Origin of the sequence: Kribbella sp. NBC_00709, assembly GCF_036226565.1 — a bacterium.
GTDB lineage: Bacteria > Actinomycetota > Actinomycetes > Propionibacteriales > Kribbellaceae > Kribbella.
The window spans coordinates 8,549,518-8,565,665 of sequence record NZ_CP108996.1; the positions used below are offsets into that span (position 1 = coordinate 8,549,518).

General features: G+C 69.1%; 13 protein-coding genes. 9 read left to right on the top strand and 4 right to left on the bottom strand.

The features are described from left to right. Nucleotides 1–2: 2 nt before the first annotated feature. Nucleotides 3–1,415, top strand: coding sequence for a WS/DGAT/MGAT family O-acyltransferase (locus OHA18_RS41535; protein WP_329000910.1), 1,413 nt, complete (start codon nucleotides 3–5; stop codon nucleotides 1,413–1,415). Here OHA18_RS41535 and OHA18_RS41540 read toward each other — a convergent pair. Beyond that, the gene (locus tag OHA18_RS41540) at nucleotides 1,382–2,179 is read right to left on the bottom strand and encodes an esterase/lipase family protein (protein WP_329000911.1); all 798 of its coding nucleotides are present in this window, start codon (nucleotides 2,177–2,179) and stop codon (nucleotides 1,382–1,384) included. The two genes, OHA18_RS41535 and OHA18_RS41540, sit on opposite strands and share 34 nt — an antisense overlap. 31 nt (nucleotides 2,180–2,210) lie before the next feature. After that, nucleotides 2,211–3,194: an alpha/beta fold hydrolase gene (locus OHA18_RS41545; RefSeq protein WP_329000912.1), complete on the bottom strand. Its 984-nt coding sequence runs from the start codon at nucleotides 3,192–3,194 to the stop codon at nucleotides 2,211–2,213. 133 nt (nucleotides 3,195–3,327) lie between these two features. Between OHA18_RS41545 and OHA18_RS41550 the strand changes: the two genes are divergently transcribed. Further along, entirely contained in the window at nucleotides 3,328–3,996 is a 669-nt protein-coding gene (locus tag OHA18_RS41550) for a hypothetical protein (RefSeq protein ID WP_329000913.1), read from the top strand. A gap of 6 nt (nucleotides 3,997–4,002) precedes the next feature. On the opposite strand, the gene OHA18_RS41555 is transcribed toward OHA18_RS41550, so the two are convergent. Beyond that, nucleotides 4,003–4,905: a universal stress protein gene (locus OHA18_RS41555; RefSeq protein ID WP_329000914.1), complete on the bottom strand. Its 903-nt coding sequence runs from the start codon at nucleotides 4,903–4,905 to the stop codon at nucleotides 4,003–4,005. 152 nt (nucleotides 4,906–5,057) lie between these two features. Between OHA18_RS41555 and OHA18_RS41560 the strand changes: the two genes are divergently transcribed. The 6 genes from OHA18_RS41560 (at nucleotide 5,058) to OHA18_RS41585 (ending at nucleotide 11,905) form a co-directional block, all read left to right on the top strand. After that, nucleotides 5,058–6,794, top strand: a complete 1,737-nt coding sequence (locus OHA18_RS41560; protein WP_329000915.1) for a sensor histidine kinase — start codon at nucleotides 5,058–5,060, stop codon at nucleotides 6,792–6,794. A gap of 99 nt (nucleotides 6,795–6,893) precedes the next feature. Further along, nucleotides 6,894–7,337: a pyridoxamine 5'-phosphate oxidase family protein gene (locus tag OHA18_RS41565; RefSeq protein WP_329000916.1), complete on the top strand. Its 444-nt coding sequence runs from the start codon at nucleotides 6,894–6,896 to the stop codon at nucleotides 7,335–7,337. Between the two features lie 35 nt (nucleotides 7,338–7,372). Continuing rightward, complete coding sequence (locus OHA18_RS41570; RefSeq protein WP_329000917.1) at nucleotides 7,373–9,121, top strand: GAF domain-containing sensor histidine kinase; 1,749 nt, start codon at nucleotides 7,373–7,375, stop codon at nucleotides 9,119–9,121. A 95-nt stretch (nucleotides 9,122–9,216) separates the two neighbouring features. Further along, nucleotides 9,217–10,188 (top strand): Acg family FMN-binding oxidoreductase, encoded by a 972-nt coding sequence (locus tag OHA18_RS41575; protein WP_329000918.1) that lies wholly within the window; start codon nucleotides 9,217–9,219, stop codon nucleotides 10,186–10,188. Beyond that, nucleotides 10,185–10,541, top strand: coding sequence for a hypothetical protein (locus tag OHA18_RS41580; protein ID WP_329000919.1), 357 nt, complete (start codon nucleotides 10,185–10,187; stop codon nucleotides 10,539–10,541). The genes OHA18_RS41575 and OHA18_RS41580 overlap by 4 nt, the downstream gene beginning before the upstream one ends. Beyond that, on the top strand, nucleotides 10,538–11,905 hold the full coding sequence (locus OHA18_RS41585; RefSeq protein ID WP_329000920.1) for an MBL fold metallo-hydrolase: 1,368 nt from the start codon (nucleotides 10,538–10,540) through the stop codon (nucleotides 11,903–11,905). The genes OHA18_RS41580 and OHA18_RS41585 overlap by 4 nt, the downstream gene beginning before the upstream one ends. Before the next feature lies 1 nt (nucleotide 11,906). Here the strand turns inward: OHA18_RS41585 and OHA18_RS41590 are convergent, their stop codons facing one another. Continuing rightward, on the bottom strand, nucleotides 11,907–14,612 hold the full coding sequence (locus OHA18_RS41590; protein WP_329000921.1) for a bifunctional acetate--CoA ligase family protein/GNAT family N-acetyltransferase: 2,706 nt from the start codon (nucleotides 14,610–14,612) through the stop codon (nucleotides 11,907–11,909). A 126-nt stretch (nucleotides 14,613–14,738) separates the two neighbouring features. On the opposite strand from OHA18_RS41590, the gene OHA18_RS41595 reads away from it, so the two are divergent. Next, the gene (locus OHA18_RS41595) at nucleotides 14,739–16,139 is read left to right on the top strand and encodes a cytochrome ubiquinol oxidase subunit I (protein ID WP_329000922.1); all 1,401 of its coding nucleotides are present in this window, start codon (nucleotides 14,739–14,741) and stop codon (nucleotides 16,137–16,139) included. Nucleotides 16,140–16,148: the final 9 nt, after the last annotated feature.

A 16,148-nucleotide genomic window follows, 5' to 3' on the forward strand; every position in this document is an offset into this window, starting at 1 on the left:
CCATGGACCGGATGACACCGCTCGATGCCGCGTTCCTCGAGGCCGAGGACGAGGAGCCCGGTGTGTCGATGGCGATCTCCTCGATCGCGGTTTTCGACGGACCGGCTCCGACGTACGACGAGTTCGCCGAGCTCCTGACCGGCCGGCTGGCGCTGATCCCGCGGTACCGGCAGAAGGCACGCCAGTTGCCGTTCGATCTCGGACCACCGGTCTGGTACGACGACGAGCATTTCGACCTCAGCTATCACCTGCGGCATACAGCCTTGCCTGCACCGGGCGGTGACGACGAGCTGAGCGCTCTGATGGGCCGGATCATGTCCGCGCGCCTGAACCGGGACCACCCGCTGTGGGAGTACTGGCTCGTCGACGGCCTGAAGGGCGGACGATGGGCGCTGATCTCCAAGGTGCATCACTGCATGGTGGACGGAGTGTCCGGGACCGACCTCTACACCGTCGTGCTGGACCCGACGCCAGAGCCTCGATCCGCGGTCTCCGATGAGTGGACGCCGCAGCCCACGCCGACGACCGTCGGCCTCACGGCTGGTGCGGTCGGTCAGCTGATGCTGACCCCGGTCCGCCAGCTCCGGCTCGTGGTCGCCGGCCTCCAGCAGCCCGGCACCCTCGCCTACCGGTCGTGGAGCATCGCGCGCGGCCTCTGGGCGCTGTCCGAAGCTGTCCTGCCCGCCTCACCGTCGTCGTTGAGCGGCTCCCTGTCGTCGAGCCGCCGGTACGCGTTCGGCCGCGCGACCGTCGCACAGGTGAAGGCGATCCGGCGCAAACTGGGCGGGACCTTCAACGACGTCGTACTCGCCGCCGTGACCGGCGGCTTCCGGGCGTTGCTGTTGTCCCGTGGGGAGACTCCGCACCCGAACTCGGTCCGGACACTCGTCCCGGTGAACGTCCGGGCGCCGGGCGAGGAGAGCATCAGGGACAACCGGGTCTCGATGATGCTTGCCGGGCTCCCCGTCCACCTCGAGGATCCGGTCGAGCGACTGGCCGCCGTCCGCGCCCGGCTCGACGAGCTGAAGTCCGACCACGAGATCGACTCGGTCGCGCTGCTGACCGAGCTCGCCCGCCAGGAGCCGTTCGCCGTGATCGCGTCCGGCTACCGGATGGCAGCCCGATTCCCGCAGCGTTCGATCGTCACTGTCGTCACCAACGTTCCCGGACCGCGGCAGCCGTTGTACGCGCTCGGGCGCCGCCTGGTCGAGATCATCCCGTACGTGCCGATCGGCTCGACCGTCCGTACGGGCGTCTCGATCCTCAGTTACTGCGACTCCGTCGCCTTCGGAGTCACCGGCGACTTCGACGAGCCCGATCTCGCCGTACTTGCCGAAGGCATCGAAAGCAGCCTGACCGAACTCGCGGCGGCCGGCCGGCGTCAGCCGACGCGCCGGGCTCGATCCACCGGATAGTGGCGCGCGAGCTCGGCCGGCGGCACGAACGGACGCCACTGGCCCGGCGCCAGGGCCAAGCGGTCGGCAGCCAGCCAGAGTACGGCGGGATTGTGGCCGTAGCCCAGGTGGCTTCCGTGCACGGCTACGTTCTGGCGCAGCGGTCCCGGCGGCTCGACGCAGGCGTGCCACGGCACGATGCCATCGTGCTCCGAGTACACCGACGTGGCCGGCATGAGCAAGCGCGGTCTGATGTGCTCGGGCGGCGGCATCTCGGACTCCGGGACGTGCAGGTGCGACAGGAGCCTGAAGACATGATGTGCCCGGGTCTTGCCCGAGACGCCGAGACGGTACGGGCTCCCGAGGGTGATCACATCCCGAACCAGGAACGGTGTCTCCCGGGCCAGCTCGCGCGCATAGATCCCGCCCAGACTCCAGCCGATCAGGCTGATCGCCTGACCGTGACGGTCGGCCAGATCGCGCAGCCGCACCCGCATGCCGTCGACGACCGCCCGGGTGGGCCCCAGGTTCCGGCCGAGGTTCCATCTGTGCGCCCGATAGCCCAGCCGGGTCAGGAACCAGCGCAGCGACGCGGTGGATGCATCCGAGGCGAGCAGCCCGGGCAGCACGAGCACCGGATGACCGTCGCCGCCGGGCGCTGTGCGCAGTATCGATCGAGCGGCGGCCAGCTGACCGAGGTCGACCACGCTGCGGCTCGGCTCGGTCAGGTACCAGTGCAGGGCCGGACCGGAGGAACTCCTGTCCTGAGCAGATGAGGCGGGCATGTGCCCTCCCAGGGTCGTACGGCCGACGGCCTTACCGACGGGTATCCCCTTCAGGATAGGCAGATCCGCCCAACTTTCCACTCGGCGACGCGCGGCGTACCGCGGCGGCACCTGGGCCCTCCATCCAGGCCAGCATCCGCTGCGCGGTCGTCGCCGGTACCTCGAGCTGGGGTACGTGCCCCACCTCGGGGAAGATCTCGACGGTCCAGTCGGGATGCCGTCGCCGCGCGTAGTCGGCCGCCGCGGCCGGGACCAGCCTGTCCGCTGCTCCATGCAGCAGGAGCACGGGAGCCTGCAGCGCATCGATCATGGCCCAGGCCCGCCGGCGTCTGGCGCCCAGGAGGAGCAGCGACCGGGCCGCGGCCAGAAACGCGGCATCCAGCCCGTGCACCCGGGATCGCACTTCGACAAGCTCGACCGAGGCATCGACCAAGTCTGCCGGTACCACCGAGGGGTCGACGCAGCACAGCCGCAACAGACGCTGGACCTGCTGCCGTGCCGATCGCTGCCGGCGCCCTCGGGCGAGGATCCAGCGTCCCAGCACCGGTACAGCAAACCCCGCGAAGGCCGCGGTGACGGCAGGCTCAGGCCGTGCACCCCCGGTCGGTGGCAGGGCCGGATCGATCAGCACCAGCCCCGCGACGGCGTCGGGGCGCCGGGACGCGAGCATGATCGACACGAGCGCGCCCATCGAGTTGCCAACCAGGATGGCAGGGCTTCCGAGGACCTCGTCGACGAAACGGCCGAGCATCTTCGCGTTGGCCTGAACAGTGGCCGGCCGGCCCTCAGGGTGGCTCAGGCCGAAGCCGAGCAGATCGATCGCTACCACCCGCGCACGGGCCGCCAGCAGCGGAGCGAGCAGGGTCCAGTTCAGGTGCGAGCCACCGAGGCCGTGCACCAGGACCAAGCGAGGTCCGTTCGCCGCGCCCCCGAAGTCGACGTAGTGCACCGGCCCGTCCAGATCGACGTACCGGTCGACCCCACCCCAACGGCTGACATCCAGACTTCCTGTCATCCGACTCTCCGGTCTCGTGTGACTCTGTGTTCCATTTCAGGCGACCTTCCCGACGCCGATCAGAGCCGAACCTCCCGTCCTTGTGAGCTCTTCGGCCCTGCCGCATGCGGTCGACCCGATCGACGATCAGACCATGAAGGTCTCATCCCAGGACCGCACCAGACAGCCACTGCGTGGGCGCGCGCTCGTATGGCGCTGGTTCCGGACCGTCACCTTGGCCGAACTGCTCGGCTTCTCCGTACCGGCGCTGGTCGGCGCCACGGTCTCGAACTCCCGGCCCGCGGTCGCGCTCCCAGCTCTCCTGCTGGCCGGGTCCGTCGAAGGCGCGATGCTCGGCCTGGGCCAAGCCGCCGTACTGCGACGCGCGCTGCCGGAGCTCCGCACCCGGACCTGGATCATCGCCACGTCGCTCGCGGCGGCTTTCGCCTACCTCCTCGGTCTGACGCCCTCGATGCTGGCGAACTCGATCTCGGACTGGCCCATCCCGCTGGTGGTGGCCGGATCGGTCGTTCTCGGGCTGGCGCTGCTGGCTTCCATCGGCGCAGCGCAGTGGCTGGTACTGCGCAACCTCGTCAGCGGCTCAAGCAGCTGGATCGCTACGACGGCCCTCGCCTGGCTGGCCGGTCTGGCGATCTTCCTGGGCTTCGCGATGCCATTGTGGCAGCCAGGCCAACCGCTGATCCTGATCATCGCGATCGCGATCGCCGGCGGATTCCTGATGGCAGCCACCAGCAGCGCCATCACCGGTACGGCGCTCCGCCGCCTCCTCCAGCTCCGGACTTCTCGGGCCGAGGATCACTGACGTCGCTCAGTTGATCGGCATGGCGGTGTCGACCTCTCGGCGGTGCTGGTCGCGCTCTGCGGGGGTGACGTGGTGGGCCACGATCGCGACGGGGCAAGGCATCTCCGCGATGGTCCGGCGGGCCACCGGGTCGCCGATCGGCAACGGGCCGGTGTGGGCGCCGACGACGATCAGGTCGACGTCCTCACTCTCGCGCGCCAGCGTCGCCACCACGGGGCGAGTCGTGAGGAGGCGGGTGACTTTGACGTGCGGGTACTCCTCGTCCCATCCCGCCAGCGTCTCCGACACCGTCAGCCCTGCGCGCTCTTGCCAGCTGCCGTCGGCACCGTCGGGTGCGTGGTAGGCGAGGTGGTGCGAATGCACCACGGTCAGGTTCGCGTGGCGGTCGGACGCGGTGCGGAAGGCGAACTCGACGGCCTCGAGCGACAACGGGGTCCCGTCGATGCCCACGGCGATGCCGCGCTCGGTCGGCATCGGCTGCCAGCCGGTGGGGATCACGATCACGGGTCGGCCGATGCGAGCCGCCAGGGCGAGGTTGCCCTGCGTAGAGATCAGGCCGGAGGTCGCGCTGTCGTAGGACCGGGCCACCACCAGGACACTCGCCTCACGGGTGGCCGCCTGCAGGACCTTCACCCGCGACCCCTCCATCGCCACGGTCCTGATCACCAGACCTCGACCGTGCCGGCGCTTCGCATGGGCCGCGGCGTCCCGCAGATTCTCCTCGGCTATCGCCGACGCGGACCGCGACGTCAGCGAGGTGTGCGGCGTCGAGCGATGGTAAGGCGCAACGATGACGAGGTCCGTGCCGGCGCGGACAGCTGTCCGACTCGCGTAGTCGACGACCCGCAGACCGTCGATGCTGCCGTCGACCTCGGCGACGACCGGTCCCAGCGTTTCCCAGCTGTTCATCCTGCCCCTCCTTGTTGCTTGCATCGAGCCTCCTTCGTCAGGAACCGGCCGAGCAGAGTCGCCGTGCCCTCGGCTCAGGGTCGTATGGCCCTTCGGACAGCGATCGAGCGCTTCAGGGCTTGCTGATCAGGCGAGGGCGTACGGTGGGTCCCATGGGAGCTCCGGTGGGCGGAGGGCACACCTGGGACGCAGGTGCGCTGGAGGACGCCGGACTCTCCCGCGTTCGGCTCGACACCTTGCTGCAGGAGCTGCTCGGCCGCGTCGACGACATCATGGATTCGCAGGAGCGGCTGCGCGCCCTGCTCGACGCGGTGGTCGGTATCAGTGCGGATCTGGATCTGAACAGCACGCTCGACCGGATCGTCACCGTCGCCTGTGACCTGGTCGGAGCCCGGTACGGCGCTCTCGGCGTGGTCAGACGCGACGGCAAGGGACTGTCGCGGTTCGTCACGCACGGCATCACCCCGGATCAGATCGAACAGATCGGGCCCTATCCGGACGGACACGGGATCCTCGGCTTGCTGATCGAGCATCCCGAACCGCTCCGGCTGCACGACCTGTCCGAGCATCCGCAGTCCTACGGCTTCCCGGCCAACCATCCACCGATGCGCGGCTTCCTCGGCGTTCCGATCCGGAGCCGGCAGCAGGTCTTCGGCAACCTGTACCTGACCGAGAAGGCCGACGGCGCCGATTTCACCGAGGACGACGAACGGACCATGACCGCCCTGGCCGCGGCGGCCGGCGTGGTGATCGCCAACGCCCGCCTGTACGCCGACACCGAACGCCGGCGCCGGTGGCACGAGGTGACCGCGGAGATCACCCAGCTGATGCTCGGCGATTTCGACCCGCAGGAGGCGCTGGACCTGATCGCGCGCCGCGCCCGCGAGGTGTCCGGCTCGCTGGTGGGGTTGATCTTGCTCATCGACGGAGCGGACCTGGTCGTTCGGGCCGTCGACGCTCCGGCGCCCTTCCAGCGTTACCTCGGCCGCCGCTTCCCGGCGAACCTGCCGGTGCTGACGGACGTACTGCGCGGCGCCGAGCAAGTGGTGATCGAGGACGTGGCCCAGCTGGCCAAGGAGTCCGGTCTGCTGCCGGACCTGCCGGAGCTGGAACACATCGGCCGGACGATTCTCGCACCGATTGCCCCCGGCAACCATCTCACCGGCGGACTCCTGATCGTCTCTGCGGCACAAGGTGCGGTGCTGGCGGTCACACCGGGGACGGACCTGCTCCGGATGTTCGCCAACCAGGCCACCCTGGCCCTGGATCGCAAGCAGGCTCAGCGCAACCAGTCCACGCTTGCCGTCCTGAAGGACCGCGACCGGATCGCACGGGATCTGCACGACCTGGTCATCCAGCGCCTGTTCGCGACCGGTCTGCAACTGCAGAGCATGCACCGGCTGGTCCGGCCGGACGCGCAGGAACGCCTCAGCCGTGCCGTCGACGACATCGACTCCACCATCCGCGACCTGCGGAGCGCGATCTTCGAACTGCACCGCCAGCCTGGTCAGAGTTCGCTGCGCGCGGACCTCCAGACGTTGGTCGACGAGTACACGCGGCCGCTGGGATTCCGGCCCCGGCTCATGACCACCGGGCCGGTCGACACCGTCGTACCGGTAGCCGCCAAACCGCAGATCCTGGCCGTACTGCGGGAGTCGTTGTCAAACGTGGTGCGCTACGCCAACGCCTCCGACGTCACGGTAGACCTCACCGTGACGGGCGACGGTGTGACGCTTCGCGTGGCCGACAACGGCACCGCGATCTCCGCCGCCGATCGCGACGGCGCACTGCGGAACCTCCGCGACCGAGCCGCCACTCTCGGCAGCTCCGTACAGCTCGAACCGAACCAGCCGCAGGGCACAGTGGTCGAACTTCGCACACCGCTGTGATCCCTTGGTCGGGACTTTCGGCCCTGTTCTCGGACCCGTCGCCCGGCGATTGTCGAGGTGGTGGCCACCCCGGACCACGGTGTCCTGAAGGAATGTCGCATGAGCACAAGTCAGCAGTACGACAACTCCCGGTTGCAGATCCTCGGACCGGCGGAATGCATCAGCATGCTCGGGTCGGTTCCGCTCGGCCGGCTGGTGTACACCAACGCCGGACTGCCGGCGATCCGGCTGGTCAACTTCGTGCTCGACGAGGACACGATTGTGTTCAGCACAGGTCAGGGTGACAAGTTCCACGCGGCCGAGCGCGGTGATGTCGTCGCGTTCGAGGCCGACGACGTCGAACTGGAGCGTCACATGGGCTGGACTGTCACGGCGATCGGCCACCTGTCGGTCGCCACGGCCGAGGAGAGCACCGAATTGCGCCACAGACTGCCGTTGCACTCATGGCTGCCGATGGACGAGTCGCAGCTCGTCCGGCTCGGCATCGAATCCATCCACGGTCGCCGGCTGGTTCCGTGGGGCCGGCGTCCCCGCTCCGGTTAGTTCCCATCGCCGGTGACTATGCGTACTGTGGGGGCGTGGCCGAAGGCTCGTCTGGGCGGGGAAGTTGGGACGAGGGGGCGCTGGAGTACGCCGGGTTGTCCCGGGTACGTCTGGATGCCCTCCTGCAGGAGCTCCTCGGGCGGGTCGACGAGATCATGGAGTACCAGGAGCGGCTGCGCGCGCTCCTCGACGCCGTTGTCGGCATCGGGGCGGATCTCGACTTGAACAGCACCCTGGACCGGATCGTGACCGCGGCGTGTGAGCTCGCCGGGGCGCGGTACGGCGCTCTCGGTGTCGTCGGCCCGGACGGTAAACGGCTGGTCCGTTTCATCACGCACGGTGTGACCGACGAGGAGATCGGCGCGATCGGCCCGTACCCCGAAGGCCACGGCATCCTCGGGCTGCTGATCGAACACCCCGAACCGATCCGGCTGCACGACCTCGCCGAGCACCCGCGGTCCTACGGCTTCCCGGCCAACCACCCGCCGATGAAGAGCTTCCTCGGCGTACCGATCCGGACCCGCGAGCACGCCTACGGCAACCTGTACCTGACCGAGAAGACCGGCAACGCCGATTTCACCGAGGACGACGAACGCACTGTCACCGCCCTCGCCACCGCCGCCGGCGTGGTGATCGACAACGCCAGGCTGTACGCCGACACCGAGCAACGCCGCCGCTGGCACGAGGTCACCGCCGAGATCACCCAGCTGATGCTCGGCGAGTACGACGCCGACGAAGCGCTCCAACTCATCGTGCAACGCTCCCGAGAAGTCGCCGGCGCACAGGTCGCCGCCGTGCTGCTCGCCGAGGGCGATGAGTTGGTCGTCCGGGCCGTCGACGGGCGACCGGAGTTCACCAAGTACCTCGGGCACCGGATCCCGGCCGACCTACCGCTGCTGCACCTGCTGAATTCGGGCAGCGGCGACCAGATCGTCATCGAGGATCTCGCGCAGCTCGTCAAGGATGCCGGCGGCCTGACCGAGTTCCCCGAGAGCGCGAATCTCGCCCGGGCGACGATCGCCCCGCTCCCGCCGGGCACCACCGACACTGGCGGCCTGCTCGCCGTGGCCATGGACCAGGGTTCGAACACCCGGGTCGCGGAAGGTGCAGCCCTGGTGCGGATGTTCGCCGGCCAGGCCACCCTCGCGGTCGAACGCGCCCAGGCGCAACGCGACCGCGACCTGCTCGTCGTACTCGAAGACCGCGACCGGATCGCCCGCGACCTGCACGACCTCGTCATCCAACGCCTGTTCGCGACCGGACTCCAACTCCAGGGAATGCAGCGGCTGGTGCGGACCGAGCACCAGGAGCGACTCAGCCGCGCGGTCGAGGACATCGACAGCACGATCCACGACCTCCGAGCGGCGATCTTCGAACTCCAACAGGCCCCTAACTCGAGTTCGCTGCGCGGCGACGTCCAAGCCCTGGTCGCGGAGTACACCGAACCGCTCGGCTTCCGGCCCCAGCTGATCTGCACCGGCCCGATCGACACCGTCGTACCGACCGCCGTACGACCACAGATCCTCGCCACCGTCCGCGAATCGCTGTCCAACATCGTCCGCCACGCACAGGCCTCCGAAGTCACAGTCGAGGTCAACGCCGACAGTCAACAAGTCGTCGCGCGGACCACCGACAACGGCGTCGGCATCGGCGACCAGCACCGCAGCAGCGGACTACGCAACCTCACCGAACGCGCACAGGCCCTCGGCGGCACCGTCCGGGTCACCGACAACCAGCCGCACGGCACAATCGTCGAGCTCCGCGCACCACTCGCCGACAACTGACAGCCGAACGGCCTCCCAGGTCAGGACTCTTGCCCGCAGCGCCACCCCCCTCCCCCCGGCGAACCTGAAGAGGAGACCAGTGGGAGGAGCACCCCGTGTCCGAGCAACTGCCCAAAGAGCATGTCGACATCCTGCTCGCGGCGGCGATCGCCGCACCGAGCATGCACAACACCCAGCCTTGGCGGTTCGAGGTCGAGGGCCACGTGATCGACGTCTACCTGGACGGATCTCGCACGCTCCCGGCTGAGGACCCGACCGGCCGGGCGATGCGGATCGCCGCCGGCGCCGCCACCTTCAACCTCCGGTGCGCGGCCGAGAACCTCGGGTACGGCACCTGGTTCGGGCTGGCGCCGTACCCGGAGGAACCCGATCTGCTCGCCCGCGTCGTCCTCGAACCCACCGGCGCCCGCAACGACGACCTGCTCGACCTCGCAGCACAGATCCCGTACCGCCACACCGACCGCCACCCGGCCGACGCCACTCCACTCGCCGACGACGTGCGCGTTGCGCTGCTGCAGGCGGCGTACGCCGAGGGCGCCGAGCTCACCTGGCTCGGCGAGACCGAGGTCCACACGCTCCTCGACCTGGTGCTCGACACGGACCTGCGCGAGATCCACGACTGGCACCGGCGGACCGAACGGAGCCACTGGGTCGGCGGCGAACGCACCGCCGACGGCATTCCCAGCTCGGCCCTCGGACCGCGATCGACCAGCTATCCCGCGGCTGTCCGGGACATGGGCACCCGACCGGCCGATCGACTCCGCGACGAACGACAGTTCGAGGAGCGCCCGGAACTCGCCATCCTCTCCACCTACTTCGACGACCCGGCCGATCAGGTCGTCGCCGGCGCCGCGCTCGAGCGAGTCCTGCTGACCGCGACCCGGGCCGGCGTCAGCGCATCGTTCCTCAACCAGCCACTCGAGTACGACGACCTGCGCACCAAGGTCCAGCGCCTGACCCAGCGCCCGGGCAACGCCCACATGATCATCCGATTCGGCCGCACCCGGACCCACACCGGCACCGCTCGCCGGCCGGTCGCAGACTTCCTGCCTGAGGAGCAGTCATGACCACATTGCGCCAGGAGATCGACCGCTGGGAGGCCGACCTCGAGAACATCGCCAGCACCAGCCAGTCCGACGACTGGTTCCTCGAAGAGCAGCGGCTGACGGAAGCTCTGCACACGCTCACCGCCTTCCGCGGCCGCATCGTCCCGATCCTCACCGCCGAGCAGCCGAACGACCGGATCATCGTCGACGAGATCGAACATCTCCTCGACCACCTCCAAGACCTTCGCGACCACCTCTACCGGACCGTCCATCCGCCGAACTGCCACCAAGAGGTCGCCGAAACACTGGCAGCCCTGCGTGCCCTCAGCCGGGTAGCAGCCCGCTTCGAACCAACCCTCGAAGACGCTCCATGACCGCGCTCACCTTCCTCGGCGCCGCCGGGACGGTGACCGGCAGCAAGTTCCTGCTCGAACGGGACCGGCAACGGATCCTGGTCGACTGCGGCCTGTTCCAGGGCGAGGCCCGGTGGCGCCGACGCAACTGGGACCCGTTCCCGGTGGATCCGGCGTCACTCGACGCTGTCGTCCTCACCCACGCGCACCTGGACCACTGCGGCTATCTGCCCGGCCTGGTCCGGCACGGCTTTCACGGTCCGGTGATCTGCACCCCCGGTACGGCGGACGTCGCGGCGATCGTGCTTCGCGACGCCGCCCACCTCCAGGTCGAGGACGCCGAGCATGCCCGCGCCGAAGGGTACTCCAGGCACGATCCGCCGCGGCCGTTGTTCGACACCGAGGACGCCGAACGGGCCATCCGGCTGTTCCGCCCGACCGTCGACAGGACCGATCTGGCCGAGTCCACGGCGGTGACTCTTCACCGCGCCGGTCACATCCTCGGGTCGGCCTTCGCCGAGCTCGAGTTCGACGGCCACCGTCTGCTGGTCAGTGGCGACCTCGGCCGCCAGGAGCATCCTCTGCTCCGCCCGCCCGAACCTCCGCCGGCCGTCGACACGGTCCTGATCGAGGCAACGTACGGCGATCGCCAGCACCAGCCGCTCGACCATGCCGAGCTGGCCCGCCTGATCAGCACCACAGCCGCCCGCGGCGGGGTCGTCCTGATGCCGGCCTTCGCGATCGACCGTACGGCGGTCCTGTTGCACGAGCTCGCGGGTCTGATGCGGGCCGGACTCGTTCCGCGGCTGCCCGTCTATGTCAACAGTCCGATGGCCCTGGCTGCCCTGAACGTCTATCGCGCGGCGGTCTCGAACAAGTCGCCCGAGCTCCGTCCCGAGATCCTCGGCGGCCCGGACCCGTTCGACCCCGGCACAGTGCATCTCGTCCACACGGTCGAGGAGTCGATGCGGATCAGCGATCCCGGCCGGCCGTCCATCGTGATCTCGGCATCCGGTATGGCTACCGGCGGGCGCGTTCTCTACCATCTGGCCCGGCTGCTCCCGGGCAAGCGCAACACCGTCGTACTCCCGGGCTTCCAAGTGCCGGGCACCCGCGGCCGGGCCCTGCTCGACGGTACCCGCTCGGTGAAGATCCACGGCCGTTACATCCCGGTGCGTGCAGACGTCGTAGGGATGTCGGAGTTCTCCGCCCACGCAGACTCCGACGAGCTGATCAGGTGGCTCTCCTCGGCGCCACGGCCGCCCGAGACCGTGTACGTCGTCCACGGCGAGGACCATGCCCGCGCCGAGCTCGCCCGGCGGATCCACGACGAGCTCGACTGGACCGCGGTCACGCCGAGCCACCTCGAGCGGGTCCGACTCTGAGTCAGGGCTGGTCGCCGCGTAGGTGGCGGGCGTACCAGTCCGGCTCGGGAGCCGCCGGTGTCAGTCGCATCCGTACGTCGACCGCGAACGCGCCGGCCGGGGCGGCCACCAGCGGGTTGATGTCCAGCTCTGCGAGCTCGGGGACCGCGTTCGCCAGCCAGGCGATTCGCTGCATGACATCCAGGACAGCGTCCTGATCGGCAGCCTGCGCGCCGCGGTATCCGGCCAGCACCGGAGCGCACCGCAACGAGTGAAGCATCTCGAGCGCGTCCAGATCGGTCAGCGGCAACCCGCGCCACTGCCGATCGGCCAGGACGTCGGTCAGCACTCCACCGCTGCCGGCCATCAGTAGCGGCCCGAAAAGCCGATCCCGGACGACACCGATGACGAGCTCGGTACCGGCCGGGGCCATCGCCTGGACCAGCACCTGCGGGCCGCCGGCTGCGGCGGTGATCTCGTCGTACGCCTGTCCTAGCTGCACTGCGTTCGCCAGGCCGACACGGACACCGCCGATGTCGGTCTTGTGCACCACGCCGGGTGCGGCTGTCTTCAACGCGACCGGGTAGCCGACGGTCTCGGCCGCGGCGATCGCCTTCGAGCGCGTCACTGCGGTCAGGACCGGCATCATCGGCACGCCGGCACAGCGCAGGAGCTGACTCGCCTCCTGTGGATCCAGCCACCCGCCGCTGGGTGTGTGTCGCAGGAATCGTTCTACGACGACCCGTGCCCCCGCAGCGTCGACCCGCGGCAGCTCCGGTACGACGCCTTGCGGCCGGGCTCGCCACTCGGCGTAGCGGACGGCATGGGCCAAGGCACGGACCGCGCTCTCGGGGAACGGGAACACCGGAATCCTGCGCCCGTCGGCCAGCGCGATCTCCGGAGCGGCCTGCGCCGATCCGACGCAGTTCACCACGATCGGGAGATCGGCGTGATCCCCGGCAGCGGCGATCGCGGCATAGATGTCGGCGACGTTCCCGGCCCGCGTGACGGCGTAGTTCACCACCAGGCTGTCGACCTCGCCGCTCGCCACGATCACCCGTAAGCCCTGCTCGAGGCTCGTCGGCGACGCGGCGGCACCGAGGTCGACGGGGTTCGCCGTACCCACTGCTCCGAGCGCGGCGAGCTTCTGCTGGACCGCCGGACCGAACTCGGGCAGTTGCAGACCGAGCCGGCTTGCGGCGTCCGCGGCCAGGATGCCCGCTCCCCCGGCGTTCCCGACGACTGCGACCCGACGGCCCTGCGGCAGCGGCGGTACGGCGAGTACGCGAGCTGTTTCCACCAGTTCCTCGACCGTGTCCATCCGGAGTACGCCGGACTGCGCGAACAGCGCGTCGACGGCTGTCTCCGGTGTCGCGGCGGCCGCGGTGTGCGAGACGCCGGCCCGGCGTCCGCCGACCGAGCGGCCGCCCTTCACGACCAGGATCGGTTTCGTCCGGCCGATCATCCGGGCCAGCCCGCCGAACTTGCGCGGGTTCCCGAACGACTCCAGATACAGCCCGATCACCGCAGTTCGTGGGTCACCCCACCAATGCAGGAGCACATCGTTGCCGCTGACATCGACCTTGTTGCCGAGGGAAACGAACTCGGAGATTCCCAGCCCGGTCCGCCCGGCGTGCTCCAGCACCGCGATGCCCACGGCGCCGGACTGCGCAGCGAGTGCCAGCGCTCCGGGCGTGGGCGATACCTCGGCGAACGTCGCGTTCAGGCTCACGTCCGGGGCTGTGTTCACCAGGCCGAGGCAGTTCGGGCCGATCAGCCGGATACTGTGTCGGCGAGCGATCGCCAGCATCTGATGCTGCAGCTCGCGACCGGCCGATCCGAGTTCGGAGAATCCGGCCGTCAGTACAACCGCGCCGCCGACGCCGCTCTCGCCACACTCCGTCAGCACACCGAGCACGCGCTCCGCGGGAACCGCGATGACCGCCAGGTCGACTGTGTGTGGAACCGCCGAGATCGACGGGTACGCCGGCACGTCCGCGATCTGGTCGGCTCGCGGGTTCACGGCGTACACGGAACCGGTGAAGCCGCCCTTGACGATGTTGAGCAGGAGCTCGTGCCCGATGCCACCAGGTTTGCGGCCGGCACCGATCACGGCCACGGTCTGCGGGGAGAACAGGCGATGCAGCGAGCGATTCTCGGCCGCCCGCTCCCGATCGGCCATCCGCTCCAGGGTCGCAGGGTGGTACGCCGTGTCGAGCACCAACTCGACCACGCCGCTGTCCAGCTTGCGGACCGGCTCGAAACCGGAGCCGACCAGGACGCGCAGCATCTTGGCGTTCTCACCCAGCGTGTCGGCACGCAACCGTTCGATGCCGTTCTCCCGAGCCGTCGCCGCCAGTTGCTCCAGCAAGAGCGTCCCGATGCCGCGGCCATGGACCGAGTCCTGGAGCAGGAAGGCCATCTCCGCCTCACCGGTGCGCAGCGCTTCGTAGCTCGCGACACCAACGACGTTGTCGCCGTACTCCGCAACCAGCGCGACGTGTCCGCCCGGCTCGGCCGCAAGATGATGGGTGTAGTCGTCGGCCATGCCCCGATTGATGCCGAAGAACCGCAGGTAGATCGATTCGTCCGACACCCGCTGGTTCATCGCTGCCAGCGCCGGCTCGTCGTCCAGGCGGATCGGCCGGATCCGAACCACCGATCCGTCCGCTGCCAGCACGTCCCAGCCCGTTCCGGGCGATGTCCCCGGCCGTTCGATCGCCGTCATCCCAGCTCCCTCCGACACCACACCAGCCCACCGCGAGACGGCTCCCCCGGGCCAGTGCCGTTGGTCCCGGGCCACGGGACCTTCGCCTCTAGGACCTCACCGGCGCCGACCGCGACGCTGAGGACCATGGATGCGATCGACCTGGCACGGTGGCAGTTCGGCATCACCACCGTCTACCACTTCTTGTTCGTGCCGATCACCATCGGCCTGTCGGCTCTCGTAGCCGGCCTGCACACCGCCTGGTACCGGACCGGGAAGCTGAAGTACCGGCAGCTCACCCAGTTCTGGGGCAAGTTGTTCCTGATCAACTTCGCCATCGGCGTGGTCACCGGCATCGTCCAGGAGTTCCAGTTCGGGATGAACTGGAGCGCCTACTCGAAGTTCGTCGGTGACATCTTCGGCGCCCCGCTGGCGATCGAGGGTCTGCTCGCCTTCTTCCTGGAGTCCACCTTCCTCGGGCTGTGGATCTTCGGCTGGGACAAGCTGCCCAAGAAGATGCACCTGGCCTCGATCTGGCTCGTTGCCATCGGCACCCAGTTGTCGGCGTACTTCATCCTGGCCGCAAACTCCTGGATGCAGTGGCCGGTCGGATACACCTACAACCAGGCAAGCGGACGCGCCGAGCTGCACGACTTCGGCGCCGTACTGACGAACAAGGTCGCGCTCGCCACCTTCCCGCACACCATCGCGGCCTCCTTCCTGACCGGCGGGGCCTTCATGCTGGGGATCGCGCTGTGGCACCTGCTGCGCGGCGGGAAGCAGCGCACCGAGCTCTTCCGGCCGTCGGCCAAGCTCGGCGCGATCACCGTTCTCGTCGCCGCCGTCGCGGTCTTCGTGACCGGCGACATCCAGGGCAAGATCATGACCGAGACGCAGCCGATGAAGATGGCCGCAGCCGAGGCGCTGTACGACACCTCGCGGCCCGCCGGCTTCTCGGTGCTGACCATCGGCTCGCTCGACGGGCAGCGCGAGGTGTGGGCGCTGACCGTTCCGCACGGGCTGTCGTTCCTGGCCACCGGCACGTGGAACGGCAAGGTCCAGGGGATCAACGACCTCCAGCAGGCGTACGAGCAGCGCTTCGGGCCGGGCACCTACAAACCGAACATCCCGGTCACCTACTGGACGTTCCGGCTGATGATCCTGTTCGGAGCGCTGGCAGCGCTGATGGCCCTGATCGCGCTGTGGTACCTGCGCCGCCGCGAACGTGGCGCGCCGTCCCGCTGGCTGGTCCGCGGCGCGATCGTCCTGCCGCTGCTCCCGCTCCTCGCGAACAGCTTCGGCTGGATCTTCACCGAGATGGGCCGGCAGCCGTGGATCGTCTTCGGGCTGATGCAGACCCGGGACGGGGTCTCGCCGACCGTGGGCGCCGGATCGGTACTCACCTCGATGATCACGTTCACGCTGCTGTACGCCGTCCTCGCGGTGATCGAGGTCGTCCTGCTGCTCCGCTTCGCACGGACCGTCCCGGCCGAGCCCGACACCGAAGCGGCGGACTCTGATCAGTCTGAAGCCGCCTTCCTGTACTGAGGAGACTCC